A 16,368-nucleotide genomic window follows, 5' to 3' on the forward strand; every position below is an offset into this window, starting at 1 on the left:
CCGCGCGGTGCCCCCGCTGGGACTCGAACCCAGACTGCGCCGCTTTTAAGGCGGCTTCCTCTGCCGGTTGGGATACGGGGGCCGATCAGGCCTCGATTCTCCCAAGGACCGCGGCGCGGCGCAGGACGTCGTCCAGCATCGGCTCGGTGAGCCGGCCGGTGAACGTGTTCTGCTGGCTGGGGTGGTAGCACCCGAGGAGCGTGATGTCGCGGTCCGGGCCGGTGAGCACGGCCTCGACGCCGTGGCCGAAGCGCGGCTTGGGCCGTACGGCGTCCCAGCCGAGGGCTGCGAAGGAGCGCAGGGTCGCGTCCCAGCCGAACGACCCGAGCGCGACCACGACCTCGACCGTGTCGACCACGAGCGCGAGCTCGGCGGAGATCCACGGGGCGCAGGTGTCCCGCTCGACGACGCTGGGCTTGTTCTGCGGTGGCGCGCAACGCACGGTCGCGATCATCCGGGTGCCGATCAGCTCGAGACCATCGGCCGCGTGCACGCTGGTGCCCTGGGTGGCGAGTCCGACGCGGTGCAGGCTCGCGAACAGCCAATCGCCGCTGCGGTCGCCGGTGAAGATCCGCCCGGTGCGGTTGGCACCGTTCGCGGCCGGGGCCAGGCCCACGACCAGCACCCGCGGGTCGGGCACGCCCCACCCGGGCACCGGGCGCCCCCAGTAGGGCTGGTTCGAGAACGAGGCCCGCTTGTCGCGCGCCACGTCCTCGCGCCAGCGGACCAGCCGCGGGCAGGCGCGGCACACCGAGACCCGGGCGTCGAGCTCGGCGAGGTCCGACGTACGCGCCAGTCGGCCGACCTGCGCCGCGGTCGCGGCCACGGGAGTAGCCGCGGTGGCCGGGTCGCCCGGCCACCCGGTGCCGGGCGCGACGGGTGAGTCGAAGAGCTCGCCCGTGGCGGGGTGCGGGAGCAGGCCGGTCACCCGGCCATCCTCCCGCACCCCCTGTCGAGCCCGGAGACGGATCAGGGGGCGGGCTGGATCGAGGCCTCGCGGCGTACCTTGTCGGCGGCCGTCGAGGCGACGTCCGAGACCTTCTCCTTGGCGGCGTCGGCGGCGGTGGCTGCCTGCTCGGTCACCGTGTCCTGGGCCTTGGTGGCGGCTGCCTGCACCTTGGGGTTGTGGGCGAAGCGCGACGCGCCCGCCTTGATCTGCTCGTAGCGCTCCTGGCCCGCGCGGGCACCGAGGACGTAGCCGGCGGCGAAGCCGGTGAGCAGGGTGAGCTTCTTCATGGAGTCTCCTTCGTCGTGCGTGCGGGTGTCAGTGGTGCCGTCGCCAGGCGACGAGCCCGGCGACGAGCGCGAGAGCGAGCACCGCGGCGACCGTGAGATCGGGACGGGGCTTGCCGTCCGCGGTGGTGGCCCGCTCCTTGAGACCGGCGGCCTTGTGCTGGGCGCGCGACTTCACGTCGAGCTTGGCGTGGAGCTGGGTCACGGTGGCAGCGAGCTCCTCGCGCTGGCGGGCGAGGTCGGCCTCGATCTGCTCCGGCGAGGTGCCGTTGCTGCTCATCGGGACTCCCCCTTCAGCGCCGAGACGTCGTCCTTGACGTTGGCGATCGTGACCTCGGGCGCGACCGGTGTCGCCTGCTGGATCTCGTTGCGGCCACCCAGCGCCGCGCCGAGCGCCCCGACGAGCAGCACGCCGGCGACGATCAGGCACGCCGCCCACAGCGGCAGCACGAGGTCGAGCGCGACGATCGCGGTCGCGATCAGCGTGGCCGCTCCGAAGAACGCGAGGATGCCGGCCAGGCTGAACATGCCGATGCCCAGCCCGGCGCGCTTGCCCTTCTGCGCGAGCTCCACCTGGGCCAGGCGCAGCTCGCCGCGCACCAGCTCCGGGATCTGCTCGGACAGCCGGTGCACGAGCGCACCGATCGGCTCGTCCGTCGTCGTACGTGGGTCGTTCATGAGGGCCCGGTGCCCACCTCGTGCGGTCGGGAAACGGGTGGCTACCGCGCGATCGACCAGGCGATCCCGTCCAGGATGTCGGCCTCGGAGACCACGAGATGGGTGGCGCGGGTGCGCCGCAGGACCGCGGACAGGATCAGCGCCCCGGCGTCGATGACGTCGGCACGGCCCGGGTGCATGAAGCCCAGCGCCCGGCGTTGCTCGTGGCTCATCCCCACCAGCCGGTCGACCGCGGCGTGCACGTCGGCGACGGGCAGGACGGCCTGGTCCAGCGCGTCGCGGTCGTACGCCGGGAGGTCCAGCACGGCGGCCGCCAAGGTGGTGACCGTGCCGGCCACGCCGACGACGGTCGCGGCCGCGGCGGCGTCGACGGGGGAGGCGTCGAGGTGGGCCTCGATGTCGGCCGTGCAGGCCGCCACCTGTTCGGGGGTGGGCGGGTCGCCGGGCAGGTGGCGCTCGTGCAGCCGCACCGACCCGATGTCCATCGAGTGCGCCTGCTCGGGGCCGGCCGACCCGAGGATCAGCTCGGTCGAGCCGCCGCCGATGTCCACCACCAGCACCGGCAGCTCGGGCCGGGTGTGCAGGTGGCGCACCGCCCCGGCGAAGGAGAGTGCGGCCTCCTCGGCGCCGGACACGACCTCCGGCTCGACCCCGAGCCGGTCACGGACCCCGGAGACGAAGTCGGCCGCGTTCGCGGCGTCCCGCGTCGCCGAGGTCGCGCAGAAGCGGATCCGGTCAGCCGGCACGTCGTGGGCGCGGATCAGCCCGGCGTACTCGTCGATCGCGGCGAACGCCCGCTCGAGCGCCTCGTCGGCGATCCGGCCGGTGCGGTCGAGGTCCTGGCCCAGGCGCACCATCCGCATCTCGCGGACCGCCACCTCCGGGAGGTCACCGATGAGCAGCTTGATCGTGTTGGTGCCGCAGTCGATCGCCGCCACCGGGTTTCGAGACGGTTGCGGCGCAACCTCCTCAACCACCGTCGGACACCTCCACGCACGGGCCGGACTCCCACCAGGGGCCGAGCAGCTCGAGGACCTCGTCGCCGAGCGGGTTCACCCCGGGGCCTTGGGCGAGCGCCTGGCCGGCCAGCACGTGCAGGCACTTGACCCGGTCGGGCATCCCACCCGCGGAGATCCCCTCGATCTCCTCCACCTGACCCAGGCCGGCCCGGAACTCCAGGTAGCGCTCGTGCGCGCGGCGGTACGCCGCCGCCAGGTCCAGGTCGTCCGCGAGCCGGTCCTGCATCTCCTTCATCAGGCCCGACCCCTCGAGGGTCCCGATCCGCGACGCGGCCCGCGGGCAGGTCAGGTAGAACGTCGTCGGGAACGGCGTGCCGTTGGGCAGTCGCGGCTCGGTGGTGACCACGTCGGGGTTGCCGCACGGGCAGCGGTGGCCGACCTCGTGGATGGCGCGGGGCTCGCGGCCCAGCTGGGCCTCGATGGCGGCGATGTCGTCGGCGTCGATCACGGGGGCATTCTTCCAGCAGGTGGTTTCGAGGCTCGCTTCGCTCGCACCTCAACCACCGTGCCGGCTCGCTTCGCTCGCACCTCAACCACCGTGCCGGCTCGCTTCGCTCGCACCTCAACCACCGTGCCGGCTCGCTTCGCTTCGCACCTCAACCACCGTGGGGCAGCGATCAGTCGGTGCCGGTGATCTTCTCGTCGATCTTGCCGGTCGGGGTGGGGTCGGGGACCGGCGGGTGCCCGGCCAGCTCGACGGACTCCCAGGCGGTGGACCACCAGGCCTTCGGGGCCTTGCGGGCGACCGTGGACGGATCCGTGAGGGAGGTGTCGCTCTGCAACGGGTCGCCGTTCTCGTCGAGGACGACGTACGCCGTCTCGCCCGGCATCACGAAGTTGAGGTCCCGCGCCTGCTGGCGGAGGTACGCGGGGTCCTCCCAGCGCCGCTTCTCACGCTCGAGGTCGTCGATGTCGGCCTGGCGCAGGGCGATCTGGCTCTTGAGGTCGCCGATCTGGTCACGCTGCTGCAGGTAGGCCCGAAGCGAGGAGGCGTAGGAGACAGTCAGGACCGCGAGCACCAGCACGAGGATCGCGGCCCGGCCGGTCAGCCGCGGCCGGCGCCTCTCGGCAGACCCCGCGCCGGGCCGCCCGGGGGTGCCCGGAGACGCCGACGCCGCCGGCACGGGCCGGCCCGTGCGGGTGGCGGCCGAGACCCTTCCAGGTCCCGACCGCCCCCGGGGGCGCGGTGCGCGCGGCGGCGTGCGGCGACTCTCGGACGGCATACGTCCTAGGTTCGCTCAGCCGGCGTACCGAGGGAACGCCGACGCGCCGGAGTAGCGCGCTGCATCTCCGAGCTCTTCCTCGATCCGCATCAGCTGGTTGTACTTCGCGACCCGCTCGGACCGCGCCGGGGCGCCGGTCTTGATCTGGCCGCAGTTGGTCGCGACGGCGAGGTCAGCGATCGTGGTGTCCTCGGTCTCGCCGGAGCGGTGGCTCATCATGCAGCGGTAGCCGTTGCGGTGCGCGAGGTCGACGGAGTCGAGGGTCTCGGTCAGCGAGCCGATCTGGTTGACCTTGACGAGCAGGGCGTTGGCCTGGCCGCCGGTGATGCCGCGCTGCAGGCGCTCGACGTTGGTGACGAACAGGTCGTCGCCGACGATCTGGATCTTGCTGCCGAGCTGGTCGGTCATGGTCTTCCAGCCGTCCCAGTCCTCCTCGTCCAGCGGGTCCTCGATCGAGACGATCGGGTACGACGACACCAGGTCGGCGTAGTAGGCGGTCATCTCGGCAGCGGTCTTGGCGCCGCCCTCGAACTGGTAGGCGCCGTCCTTGTAGAACTCCGACGCGGCGACGTCCATGGCGAGCGCGATGTCCTTGCCGAAGGTCAGGCCGGCAGCCGAGACGGCCTCCGCGATCAGGTCGAGCGCGGCGCGGTTGCTGTCCAGGTTGGGCGCGAAGCCGCCCTCGTCGCCCAGACCGGTGGACAGGCCCTTCTTCTTCAGCACCGACTTCAGGGCGTGGTAGACCTCGGCGCCGTAGCGCATGGCCTCGCGGAAGGTCGGCGCACCGATCGGGGCGATCATGAACTCCTGGACGTCGACGTTGGAGTCGGCGTGGGAGCCACCGTTGAGGATATTCATCATCGGCACCGGCAGCACGTGGGCGTTGGGGCCACCTACGTAGCGGTAGAGCGGCAGGCCGGCGGAGTCGGCGGCGGCGCGGGCGACGGCCAGCGACACGCCGAGGATCGCGTTGGCGCCGAGCGTGCCCTTGTTGGGCGTGCCGTCCAGGGCGAGCATCGTCTGGTCGATCAGGCGCTGGTCGTCGGCGGCGAGGCCCTCGACGGCGGGGGCGATGGTCTGGATGACGGCGTTGACGGCCTTGGTCACGCCCTTGCCGAGGTAACGGTCGCCGCCGTCACGCAGCTCCACCGCCTCGAACGCGCCGGTGGAGGCGCCGCTGGGCACGGCGGCCCGGGCGAAGGAATCGTCGTCGAGCAGCACCTCGACCTCGACGGTGGGGTTGCCTCGTGAGTCGAGGATTTCGCGGGCGCCGACGGCTTCGATGGATGCCACGTGACTGCTCCTGGATTGGGTCTGCTGGGGGTCTTCTTGCGGGCATGACCACCCTAGACCGTGCCGGGGCCCGCGACCCGTCCTCCAGGCGTCCTCGGGACCAACGACTCGGCGAGTTCAGGTCGTGTGGCCCGGGGTGCACCGGCGCACCACCCCGTCAGCCGGAGCGTGCGTCGAACCAGCCCAGGTTGGCACGCAGTCGCTCGTCTCCGGGCCGCACGGCGAGGGCACGCTCGGCCGCCTGCCTGCCCTCGTCGAAGCGCCCGCACCAGTAGCAGCTGACCGCCAGCTCGTCGAGCGCCCGCCAGGCGTAGGCGTCGCGGTCGACGAACAGCGCGTCGGCACCGGGCTGCGGGATCCTCGACGCGGTCCGGGCGTAGAGGACCGCGACCTCGAAGCGCTGCTGGAGGCGCTCGAGCCGCGCCAGCTCGACCAGCGGCTCGGCGCGCGAGGGAAGCGCGGCGTACGCATCGAGGTACGCCGCGGCGATCTCGGCGTGCGGCCGGCCTCCGCGCTCCAGGCACACCGCGAGCTGGAAGCGGGCGTACCACCGCTCCTCCGACCAGCCCGCCTCGTTCGCGATCCGCACGCGGTAGGCGGCGGCGGCCTTCTCGGGATCGCCGGCGTCGCGCCACGACTGGGCGAGGTAGAACTGGGTCCTCGGGTCGTCGGGGTGCTGGCGCAGCTCGGCCTCGAGGACGGCGGCGTCCTTGAGGTACGTCGCGGGGTCACGGGACCGCGCGCCCTCGTGCCGCTGGACGATGCGCGGCGCGGTCAGCCGGTCGAGGGTCGCCCCGGGCAGCTCGAGGTGCTCGTGGATCGCACCCACCCAGCGCCACGGCCGGCCCAGCCTGACCACGGCCAGCCGCTGGTAGCGGGTGGCGCCGTACTGGACCTCCAGGTGGTAGCCGTCCGCGGTCAGCTCGGGCATCTCGGCCGGCAGGTCGACGAGCTCGTCGTCGGCGTCGATCCAGAGGACGTAGTCACCCGGTCGCCTCTGCTCGAGCGTGCGCGCGGCCTCGAGCGCCTCCTGCCGGTTGTGGCCGAACGATACCCAGGGCCGCTCGATCAGCAGGCCGTCGACGCCGGTCATGCAGCGCCGCACCAGGTCCTGCGTCCCGTCGGTCGACCCGGTGTCGGACACCACCCACCAGTCGACGAGCGGGCGCACGCTGCGCAGACACCGCTCGATCACGTGTGCCTCGTCCTTGACGATCATGTGCAGTCCGAGGCCGGGCATGCGCGCATCCTAGGGCCGTCGCTCCCTACACTGAGCGCCGTGCCGAGACCCCTGCGCCTGCTCGCTGCCTCCGCGGTCCTTCTGCTCGTCTCTGCCGTCGGTGCCGGGTGTGACAGCGACGGAGGGTCGAAGGACGACGCCAGCGCGGGAGCGTCGTCCACGACAGCCGCCGCCGACGCCCTCGTCCAGAAGGGCCTCGACCAGCTCGCCGCCGGCGACACCGCGGCGGCGACGGGCACCTTCGAGAACGTCCTCGCCCTCGACCCGGGCAACGTCTACGCGCACTACAACCTCGGTGTGATCGCCCAGCGGGCGGGCAACGACAAGGCCGCGATGGCGGCGTACGACGCCGCCCTCTCCTCCGACGACGCGTTCGCCCCGGCGCTCTTCAACAAGGGCATCCTAACCGAGTCCACCGACCTCGAGGCCGCGGTCGAGCTCTACCGCCGGGTGATCGCGGCCGAGCCCAAGATGGCGGCCGCCTACATGCGCCTCGGGTTCGCCCTCGTCCACCTGGGAGAGAAGGACGAGGGTGCGAAGTACCTCGGCAAGGGCGTCCAGCTGGATCCGTCGATGGCCGACGTCGAGGCGCCGTCGTACAAGTGACCGCGCCTCAGGCGTCCGGAAGGTGGAAGTAGACGTACGTCCGCGGGCCGGCACCCACGAGGACGTAGTGGCGGTCGAACCACGCGACCAGCTGCGGGGTCCACGGGACGAAGCTGCTCTGCGCGATCGACAGGACCACGTAGTCCGCGTGCTCGAGCCACGCGGCCCAGTGGTCGACGAAGGCCGGCTCGTACGGCAGCGGGGCGCCGGGCGGCGAGAGGTCGTCCTCGGCGAACCACGCACCGAACGGGTCCAGCGGGCCGCAGGACGCCGACGTGGACAGCCGGCCGGCGACGAGCAGCATCGTGGGTAGGTCGGTCGCCACACAGGAACCACTCGGGACGTAGCTGCGGATCAGCTGGCCGGGGTCGTCGCTCTGGGCGGTGTAGTCGTAGGAGCGCTCGACGGCACCCGGCATCAGGCGGAGTGCCGCCAGCACCAGGACCAGGCACGCCGCCCGCGACGGCCACGGCGAGCGCCGGCCGCCCGCACCGCCGCGCCGCGGCAGCGTCGCGAGCACGTCGACCATCGCAGCGACGCCGAGGCCGACCGGGAGCACCAGCATGGCGACCACGAAGTACGCGTAGTGGTCGAAGAACTGGCGTGGCCGGGACATGAGGCCGAGGGTCGCGAGAGCCACGACCGCCGTCACCAGGTGGAGGCGAGCCAGCCGCCCGCGCGACCGGTCGGCGACGAAGCCGGCCACCACGACGGCCGCGGCCGCGGCCAGCAGCCACGGTGCCCACGCGACGGCACCCCCGCCCGGGAATGCCTCGAGCCCGAGGACGACGGGGAGCCGCTCGTGGAGACTGGGGCCTCGGCCGAGGTCGCGTCGGGAGAGCTGGGCGACGACCACGTCGTGGACGAAGCGTCCCGGTGCGAGGACCGCCAGGGGCAGCGTCACCACCGCCGCGCCGGCGAGCACTCCGACGCCCCAGTCCCGGATCGCCCGCCACGACGGGAGCAGCGCCACCACCACGGCGAGCACCACCAGGACCGCCCAGAGCTTGATGGACATCGCCGTGCCGACCAGGGACCCGGCGAGCACGAGCCGCCGACCGCTCGCGATCTCCCCGGACCGAACTGTCAGCACGGTCAGCCCGGCGAGCGAGAACAGCACCACGTACGGCTCGAGGAGCAGCGTCTGCGTGGCGGCGTACGACACGGGCATCACCGCGAACAGCATCGCGGTGACGAACACGGCCAGTCGGCCGCGGCTCCTGACGACGGCCCCCGCCTGGAGCACGTCGAGCCCGGCGACGACCACGGTCGCGATGCGCGCGGCGGCGAGGCCGACCGAGGCGTGCGTGACCTCGCCCAGGATCGCGAACGGGACGCCGATCCACACCGCACCGGGCGGATGGAGGAGGTCGTAGTCGAGCCAGGGCAGCGAGCCGTGCAGCAGCCGGACCGACGCCCCGAGATACACGCCGTCGTCGTACCCGTTGCCGGTGTAGGAGTGGACCCCCGCGAGCGCGTCGGCGGGCAGCAGCGCCGCCGCGGCGACGACCCACGCGACCACCGCCGCCGGCACCGCAGGCGCCAGCGAGGTGAGCACGGCGCGACAGCGAGGGACGGACACGCGGCAGATCATGCCGTCTCCGGTCGCGGGGCTCGGCTCCCTCCGCCAGGCTCGTGGCGACCGATCGCTCTCAGCTGTCGTCGGACCGGCGTCGCTCTCAGCACTTTCCCGGCAGCCCATGGCCAACGGCACCGCGTGTCCCTAGGCTCCATCCGTGACCAGGACCTCCCGCACGGCCAGCCTTCTGTCCCTCTCCCTCGCGACGTTGGCGGTCAGTGCCGTCATGGGCCAGACCGCGGCCGTGGCCGCTCCCTCCCCCGACGACGCGATCACCGCGTGCTTCAACATGAGGACGGGCGTGATGCGCCTGATCCCCGGCGACGACGTCACCAAGTGCCGTCCCAACGAGAACTACATCCGCTGGAACCGTGAAGGGCAGCGAGGCGCCACCGGTGCGACGGGCGCGACGGGCGCAGCCGGTGCCGACGGAGCCACGGGAGCCGCGGGAGCAGTCGGCGCCACGGGCGCGACCGGGCCTGCCGGCGCGGCCGGCCCCGCTGGTCCCGCGGGCCCCGCAGGCGCGGCCGGAGCCGCGGGCGCCACCGGCGCCACGGGAGCCACCGGCGCCACGGGAGCCACCGGCGGCATCGGCATGACCGGTCCGACCGGACCCACGGGTGCCACCGGGGCCACCGGCGACGCAGGGGCCGCGGGCGCCACCGGCGCGCTCGGCATGACCGGTCCGACCGGACCCACGGGTGCCACCGGTGCCACCGGACCCACGGGCGCCGAGGGCGCGACCGGAGCAGTCGGAGCGACCGGTCCCGCCGGCGTCAACGGTTCCGGGCCGATGCTCGCCAGCAGCAGCGGCCAGAACGTGACGGTGACGACGACGCTCGGCGGGTTGAACAACAAAGTGGCAGTGCTGCCGATCAGCGGCGCCGGTGCGGCCCAGAACGTCACCATCACAGGCGGGACGATCGACGGCACGAACAATGCGATCGCCGGCTTGGCGCAGCCGATCACGGGCGACCACACGCTGACCGCCGTCAACGGCTACTTCACCACGACGGCCGGGAACGCCCTGATCGGCACCAGCGTGACCCTGACGGTCGAGTTGTGGACGTCTCCGACCCCGAACGACGTCTTCACGCAAGTGCCAGGTGCGGTCTGCACGCTGGCTCCCCCCCTCACCGGCATCGTGTCGATCGGAACCGTCTCGACGTGCACGACCACTGGCCTGTCCATCCCGATGACCAACCAGACCCAGGCCATTGTGGTGGTGCGTGCCGACGTGACCGCGGGCATCGACACCGCTGCCTCGATCCAGGGCTACTGGTCCGCCGGGCTGTCGCTCGGCTGACGCGCACCAGTCGACGCGGTCGATCTCCGACGTCCCGCTTGGCCCCGCCCACCTGGTCTAGCCCAGGTGGGCGGGAACCCCTCGTTGTGCGCCTGTCGATGACCCGATCGTCCGCCATCTTCCGGCCACCGGTGTCCATGTGGGCGCCGGATCCCTAGGCTCCGTCCGTGACCAGGACCTCCCGCACGGCCAGCCTTCTGTCCCTCTCCCTCGCGACGTTGGCGGTCAGTGCCGTCATGGGCCAGACCGCGGCCGTGGCCGCTCCCTCCCCCGACGACGCGATCACCGCGTGCTTCAACATGAGGACGGGCGTGATGCGCCTGATCCCCGGCGACGACGTCACCAAGTGCCGTCCCAACGAGAACTACATCCGCTGGAACCGTGAAGGGCAGCGAGGCGCCACCGGTGCGACGGGCGCGACGGGCGCGACGGGCGCAGCCGGTGCCGACGGAGCCACTGGAGCCGCGGGAGCAGTCGGCGCCACGGGCGCGACCGGGCCTGCCGGCGCGGCCGGCCCCGCTGGTCCCGCGGGCCCCGCCGGCGCCACGGGAGCCACCGGCGGCATCGGCATGACCGGTCCGACCGGACCCGCCGGCCCCACGGGCGCGACCGGAGCCACGGGCGACGCCGGCACGCTCGGTGCGACCGGCGCAGTCGGCGCGACTGGATCGATCGGCGCCACGGGAGCCACCGGCCCGGCCGGAGCGACCGGTGCCACGGGCGCCACCGGTCCCGCCGGCGCGACCGGACCCGCTGGCCTGAGCGCCGCCAGCAACAGCGGCTACGTGTACAACACCAGCGGACAGGTGGTGGCGATGGAGGCCGACATCGCCTTCGACAGCAACGGCGTCCTCAACGGGTTCGACCACACACCGGGCACGACGACGATCATGGCGACCAGCTCCGGGACGTACCTCGTCCGGTTCGTCGTCTCGGCCGTGGAGCCCAACCAGTTCTCGCTCTTCGTCAACGGTGCCCCGGTGGCGGGCGGCACCTACGGCAGCGCCGCCGGCACCCAGTCGAACGTGGGCGAGGTGCTGGTGACCCTGGCGGCCGGTGACGTCCTCACGCTCCGCAACCACACGTCCATCTCCGCCGTCACGCTCCAGACCCTGGCCGGCGGGACCCAGATCAACGTCAACGCGTCGATCGTGATCGAGCAGGTGGCCGAGCCCCCCGTGTGACCGGCGCTCCTGGGTGACCTGGGTCGTCAGGCACCCAGGAGGTCGCGTACGGCGTCGCGCAGCGCCTGCTCCGGGTCGACGCCGGCCTCCCGGGCCTCGGCGACCAGGGCGAGCAGGCGGCTGCCGATGCGGTGGTCGGGGATGGTCTCGACAGGCTCGACCAGCGGAGGGGACGGCTCGACCACCGGGCTGCGCCCCTCCCGGACGAGCCGGTCGAGGACCTTGTCGGCGTACAGCAGGGCGGGGAGTGCGGGCGGGAGCCCGTCGGTGACCGAGGTGCGCTGCTTCTCGGTGGCCTTGATCCGCTCCCAGACCTCGTTGATCTCGGCCGGGGTGCCGCCGGCCGCGTTCTCGTCGGCGGACCCGAAGACGTGCGGGTTGCGCCGGTACATCTTGTCGGCGATGTCGCGCGCGACGTCGTCGAGGGTGAACTCGCCGGCCTCCTCGGCGATCACCGCGTGGAAGTACACCTGCAGCAGCAGGTCACCGAGCTCCTCGCGCAGGTGCTCCCAGTCGCCGGTCGCGTCACCCGTGTCAATCGCATCGAGGGTCTCGTAGGTCTCCTCGAGCAGGTAGCGCGACAGGGAGCGGTGGGTCTGGCCGCGCTTCCACGCGCACTCCGCGCGCAGCCGGCGCATCACCTCGAGGAACTCGAGGAGCGGCTCGCCTGGGCCGGGTGGTTTCGAGGATCGCTTCGCTCGCACCTCAACCACCGTAGAGGGCGCTCAGCCGCAGCGCTGGGTCTCGGGGAGGTCGCCGGCGTAGTCGGTGTCCGGCTGGTCCGCGTCGGCCTTGGTGGAGGTGTCGCCCAGGGCGAAGGACAGGCTGGTGTCGACCGGGGTGGCCTTGCCGTCGGCGATGGAGACCCCGAACCGGGGGTTCATGTCGATGTCCTGGTCGGCGAGCCAGGCCTGGAACTCCTTCTCACCGGCCTTGGTCGCGTCGTCGCCGCTCGCGCCCTGCTGCTCGCCGACGGACTTCTCGACGGCCTGGAGGTAGGCCTGCACGCCCTGGACGTCGATGACGGCCTGGACCTGGTCGTGGGGCAGCGAGGAGAGCTGCTTCTCGGCCTGGGCGACGGCCTGGTCGTAGTCAGCAGCGGCCGAGACGCCCTGCTCGGCGGCGAACTGGTCGACCGCCACCCGCAGCGCCAGCGACCCGGCGACCTGGCTGCGCAGGTAGTGCTGGGCGAGGACCTGGCCGGCCTGGAGCTGACCCTCGACGTACTTGCAGAACGAGGTCGACACGTCGTCGACCTTGTCGACCGACACGGTCTCGTCCCCGACCCTCGCGGCCACGCCGGGGCTGAAGGCAGGGACGGCACCGCAGCCGGTGAGCAGGAAGATCGAGGCCGAGGCCAGGGCGACCAGACGGATGCGGTTCACGTGCTCTCCTGAGGTTTCTTCACGGGATCGGTGCCATCGGGTCGATCACAGCGTCGATCACTTGCCGAGCCCATTCAAGCAGGGCGATGCCGGTGATCGGATGCCCCCCGACCACTGCGGTCTGGGGACGCGGGACGAGGATCGTGCTGACCGGGGCCTTCACGATCGACTTGGGGTACATCCGGTTGAGCCGGACCACCCGCGACTCGGGCAGGTCGACCGGCGCGAAGCGGACGTTGCGGCCCGCGATCGTGACCTCGCCGATGCCCGCGCGGCGGGCACGGGCGCGGAACCTCGCCACGATCAGCAGCGAGGCGACCTCCTGCGGCGGCTCGCCGTACCGGTCGAGGAGCTCCTCGTTGATCTGGTCGACGTCCTCGTCGGAGCGGACCTCGGCCAGGCGCTTGTAGATCTCCAGCCGCAGCCGCTCGCTGGGGATGTAGTCGTGCGGCAGGTGCGCGTCGACGGGCAGCTCGATCCGGACCTCGTTGAGCTCCGGCTCCCCGCCGGACGCCCCAGCGCCCCGGAACTCCTGCACGGCCTCGCCCACGAGCCGGACGTAGAGGTCGAAGCCCACGTCGGCGATGTGGCCGGACTGTTCCCCGCCCAGCAGGTTGCCGGCGCCGCGGATCTCGAGGTCCTTCATCGCGATCGCCATGCCGCCGCCGAGGTCGGAGTGCTGGGCCAGGGTCGCGAGCCGCTCGTGCGCGGTCTCGGTGAGCGGCTTCTCCGGCGGGTAGAGGAAGTACGCGTACGCCCGCTCACGGGATCGGCCCACGCGGCCGCGCAGCTGGTGCAGCTGGGAGAGGCCGAGGGTGTCGGCGCGCTCGATGACCATCGTGTTGGCGTTGGAGACGTCCAGCCCCGACTCGACGATCGTGGTGCAGACGAGCACGTCGAACTGCTTCTCCCAGAAGTCCAGCATCACCTGCTCGAGCTGGTGCTCCCCCATCTGGCCGTGTGCCGTGGCGACCCGCGCCTCGGGCACCAGCTCTCGGATCCTGGCCGCGGCCTTGTCGATCGAGCTGACCCGGTTGTGGATGTAGAACACCTGGCCCTCGCGCAGCAGCTCGCGGCGTACGGCGGCCACGATCTGGCGGTCCTCGTAGGCGCCGACGTAGGTCAGCACCGGGTGCCGCTCCTCGGGCGGCGTGGTGATCGTGGACATCTCGCGGATGCCGGTGATCGCCATCTCCAGGGTGCGCGGGATCGGCGTCGCGGACATCGACAGCACGTCGACGGAGGTCCGCAGCCGCTTCATCTGCTCCTTGTGCTCGACCCCGAAACGCTGCTCCTCGTCGACGATGATCAAGCCGAGGTCCTTGAACCGGATGTCGGGGTTGAGCAGCCGGTGTGTGCCGACCACGATGTCGACCGAGCCCTCGGCCATCGCGGCCATGACCTCGCGGGCCTCCGCGTCGGTCTGGAAGCGCGAGAGGGCCTTGAGCACCACGGGGAACCCGCTCATCCGCTCCGCGAACGTGCTCAGGTGCTGGGTGACCAGCAGCGTGGTCGGCACCAGCACCGCGACCTGCTTGCCGTCCTGGACCGCCTTGAACGCCGCGCGCACCGCGATCTCGGTCTTGCCGTAGCCGACGTCACCGCACACCAGGCGGTCCATCGGGACGGTGCGCATCATGTCGCCCTTGACCTCGTCGACCGTGGTCAGCTGGTCGGGGGTCTCCTGGAACGGGAACGCGTCCTCGAGCTCACGCTGCCACGGCGTGTCCGGGCCGAACGCGTAGCCCTGGGTCGCCTGCCGCGCGGCGTACAGCTTGATGAGCTCGGCCGCGATCTCGCGGACGGCCTTGCGCGCCCGGTTCTTGCGCTTGGTCCAGTCGGCTCCGCCGAGCCGGTCCAGCGAGGGCTGCTCGCCGCCGACGTAGCGGGTGACCTGGTCGAGAGCATCGGCAGGCACGTAGAGCCGGTCGGGCGGACCGCCCCGCTTGGAGGCGCCGTACTCGAGCACGAGGTACTCGCGGACCGCTCCCCCGACCTCGCGCTGCTTCATCTCCACGAAGCGGCCCACACCGTGCTGCTCGTGCACGACGTAGTCGCCCGCGCTCAGCTCGAGTGGGTCGATCTGGCGCTTGCGGCGGGCCGGCATCCTGCGCATGTCGCGGGTCGATGCCTTCTGGCCCGAGAGGTCCTCGCCGGTGAGGATCGCCAGGCGGTTGGTCTCGTCGACGAATCCGTGGTCGATCGCACCACAGGTGATGGTGACGACGCTGTCGGTGAGGTCGGCGGCGCTGCCGATGTCGTCGACCACGCGGGCCGGTACGTCGTGCTCCGAGAGCACCTCGGCCATCCGCTGCGCCGGCCCGTGGCCGGTGTGCAGCACCACGACCCGGTGCCCCGCGCGGCGCCAGCCGTCGATGTCGGCGATCGCCCGCTCCATCTCGCCGCGATAGGCGTCGATGCTGGCCGCGGCGACGGTGCGGGTGGGCACCGCCCCGGCGATCACGTCCGGGTCGGTCTCAGCCTGCGTCTCGATGCCGAACGGGCTGACCGTCCACCAGGGCTTGTGCTGGTCGAGGCTGCGCTCGCGCACGTCGGCGATGGTGCGGTACGACGCCGCACCCATGCCCAGCATCAGGGTGTCGATCGGGGCCGTGCCGCCACCTGCGGCCGCGGCCCAGCTGGCGCCGAGGAACTCCTCGCTGGTGGCGACCAGGTCGTGCGCGCGGCTGCGGGCCCGCTCGGGGTCGAGCACGAGCACGTGGGTGTCGGCGGGCATCAGGTCGACCAGGAGCTCCATGTCGTCGACGAGGACGGGCGCCAGGGACTCCATGCCCTCGACGGCGATGCCGGCGGCCATCTTGTCGGTCAGCTCGAGCAGCTGCGGGTGGGCTCGGCCGAGGGCGGCGGCACGCGCCCGCACCTCGTCGGTCAGCAGCAGCTCGCGGCACGGGGGCGCCCACAGCCGGTCGACCTTGTCCAGCGTCCGCTGGTCGGCGACCGAGAACGACCGGATCTCCTCGACGTCGTCGTCCCAGAACTCCACGCGCAGCGGGTGCTCCTCGGTCGGCGGGAACACGTCGACGATCCCGCCGCGGACCGCGAACTCCCCGCGCTTCTCGACCAGGTCGACGCGGGAGTACGCCGCGGCCGCCAGGCGGCGTACGACGTCCTCGAGGGGTGCGGTCTGCCCCGGCTCGAGCTCGACCGGCTCGAGGTCACCGAGCCCCTTTACCTGCGGCTGGAGCACGGAGCGCACCGGCGCGACCACGACCTTGAGCGGACCGTTGCTGGCGTCGGTGCCCGGATGGCTCAGCCGCCGCAGCACCGCGAGCCGTCGCCCGACCGTGTCGCTTCGCGGGCTCAACCGCTCGTGCGGCAGCGTCTCCCAGCTCGGGTAGTACGCGACCAGGGCGGGGTCGATCAGGTCGCCGAGCGACTCGACCAGGTCCTCGGCCTCGCGCGCGGTCGCGGTCACTGCCAGGACGGTGCGCCCCTCGCGGACCAGGCCGGCGACCACGAAGGGCCGCAGCGACGCCGGGCCGGTCAGGTCGAGGGCGGGTACGCCGCCGCCACGCGCGTCGACCATCGCCTCGGCGAGCGTGGGGTCGGCGAGGACGGCGTCGGCCAGGCCGGAGAGGTGCACAGGAGGCTCCAGGAGGGA

Annotated in this window: 16 protein-coding genes and 1 tRNA gene; 3 read left to right on the top strand and 14 right to left on the bottom strand. The window is 72.4% G+C overall.

What is annotated here, in order from left to right; genetic code table 11:
- Positions 1-8 precede the first annotated feature (8 nt).
- The 10 genes from AC3ANS_RS18870 to AC3ANS_RS18915 form a co-directional block, all read right to left on the bottom strand.
- Positions 9-82: transfer RNA gene (locus AC3ANS_RS18870), tRNA-Leu, on the bottom strand.
- Positions 83-85: 3 nt separating this feature from the next.
- Positions 86-928: a uracil-DNA glycosylase gene (locus tag AC3ANS_RS18875; protein WP_488293115.1), complete on the bottom strand. Its 843-nt coding sequence runs from the start codon at positions 926-928 to the stop codon at positions 86-88.
- Positions 929-969: 41 nt separating this feature from the next.
- Complete coding sequence (locus AC3ANS_RS18880) at positions 970-1,236, bottom strand: hypothetical protein (protein WP_488293116.1); 267 nt, start codon at positions 1,234-1,236, stop codon at positions 970-972.
- Positions 1,237-1,264: 28 nt separating this feature from the next.
- Positions 1,265-1,513: a DUF3618 domain-containing protein gene (locus AC3ANS_RS18885; protein WP_488293117.1), complete on the bottom strand. Its 249-nt coding sequence runs from the start codon at positions 1,511-1,513 to the stop codon at positions 1,265-1,267.
- The gene (locus AC3ANS_RS18890; RefSeq protein WP_488293118.1) at positions 1,510-1,911 is read right to left on the bottom strand and encodes a phage holin family protein; all 402 of its coding nucleotides are present in this window, start codon (positions 1,909-1,911) and stop codon (positions 1,510-1,512) included. The genes AC3ANS_RS18885 and AC3ANS_RS18890 overlap by 4 nt, the downstream gene beginning before the upstream one ends.
- A gap of 41 nt (positions 1,912-1,952) precedes the next feature.
- On the bottom strand, positions 1,953-2,888 hold the full coding sequence (locus tag AC3ANS_RS18895) for a Ppx/GppA phosphatase family protein (RefSeq protein ID WP_488293119.1): 936 nt from the start codon (positions 2,886-2,888) through the stop codon (positions 1,953-1,955).
- Entirely contained in the window at positions 2,881-3,378 is a 498-nt protein-coding gene (locus AC3ANS_RS18900; RefSeq protein ID WP_488293120.1) for a DUF501 domain-containing protein, read from the bottom strand. Before AC3ANS_RS18900 ends, AC3ANS_RS18895 begins: the two co-directional genes overlap by 8 nt.
- 169 nt (positions 3,379-3,547) lie before the next feature.
- A complete protein-coding gene (locus tag AC3ANS_RS18905) occupies positions 3,548-4,054 on the bottom strand; it encodes an FtsB family cell division protein (RefSeq protein ID WP_488293121.1) in 507 nt (168 codons plus the stop codon).
- Positions 4,055-4,168: 114 nt separating this feature from the next.
- Positions 4,169-5,446 carry a phosphopyruvate hydratase gene (eno, locus tag AC3ANS_RS18910; RefSeq protein WP_488293122.1) on the bottom strand — a complete coding sequence of 426 codons (1,278 nt, stop codon included), beginning with the start codon at positions 5,444-5,446 and terminating at the stop codon, positions 4,169-4,171.
- Positions 5,447-5,603: 157 nt separating this feature from the next.
- Positions 5,604-6,686 (bottom strand): glycosyltransferase, encoded by a 1,083-nt coding sequence (locus AC3ANS_RS18915; protein ID WP_488293123.1) that lies wholly within the window; start codon positions 6,684-6,686, stop codon positions 5,604-5,606.
- Between the two features lie 39 nt (positions 6,687-6,725).
- Here AC3ANS_RS18915 and AC3ANS_RS18920 point away from each other — a divergent pair, with 39 nt between their 5' ends.
- Positions 6,726-7,292, top strand: coding sequence for a tetratricopeptide repeat protein (locus tag AC3ANS_RS18920; protein WP_488293124.1), 567 nt, complete (start codon positions 6,726-6,728; stop codon positions 7,290-7,292).
- A 7-nt stretch (positions 7,293-7,299) separates the two neighbouring features.
- Here the strand turns inward: AC3ANS_RS18920 and AC3ANS_RS18925 are convergent, their stop codons facing one another.
- Entirely contained in the window at positions 7,300-8,874 is a 1,575-nt protein-coding gene (locus tag AC3ANS_RS18925; RefSeq protein WP_488293125.1) for a glycosyltransferase 87 family protein, read from the bottom strand.
- Between the two features lie 154 nt (positions 8,875-9,028).
- Between AC3ANS_RS18925 and AC3ANS_RS18930 the strand changes: the two genes are divergently transcribed.
- Together AC3ANS_RS18930 and AC3ANS_RS18935 are read left to right on the top strand one after the other, a co-directional pair.
- Positions 9,029-10,177, top strand: coding sequence for an exosporium glycoprotein BclB-related protein (locus AC3ANS_RS18930; protein WP_488293126.1), 1,149 nt, complete (start codon positions 9,029-9,031; stop codon positions 10,175-10,177).
- Between the two features lie 167 nt (positions 10,178-10,344).
- Positions 10,345-11,361, top strand: coding sequence for a BclA C-terminal domain-containing protein (locus AC3ANS_RS18935; protein WP_488293127.1), 1,017 nt, complete (start codon positions 10,345-10,347; stop codon positions 11,359-11,361).
- Positions 11,362-11,387: 26 nt separating this feature from the next.
- Here AC3ANS_RS18935 and AC3ANS_RS18940 read toward each other — a convergent pair whose 3' ends face one another.
- Genes AC3ANS_RS18940 through mfd form a run of 3 tightly spaced genes read right to left on the bottom strand, consistent with a single transcriptional unit; the run spans position 11,388 to position 16,350 of the window.
- On the bottom strand, positions 11,388-12,065 hold the full coding sequence (locus tag AC3ANS_RS18940; RefSeq protein ID WP_488293128.1) for a nucleoside triphosphate pyrophosphohydrolase: 678 nt from the start codon (positions 12,063-12,065) through the stop codon (positions 11,388-11,390).
- 21 nt (positions 12,066-12,086) lie between these two features.
- Positions 12,087-12,746 (bottom strand): SurA N-terminal domain-containing protein, encoded by a 660-nt coding sequence (locus AC3ANS_RS18945; protein WP_488293129.1) that lies wholly within the window; start codon positions 12,744-12,746, stop codon positions 12,087-12,089.
- A gap of 19 nt (positions 12,747-12,765) precedes the next feature.
- A complete protein-coding gene (gene mfd, locus AC3ANS_RS18950; protein WP_488293130.1) occupies positions 12,766-16,350 on the bottom strand; it encodes a transcription-repair coupling factor in 3,585 nt (1,194 codons plus the stop codon).
- Positions 16,351-16,368: the final 18 nt, after the last annotated feature.

The sequence above is a fragment of the Nocardia sp. 149-1B genome, assembly GCF_057747975.1.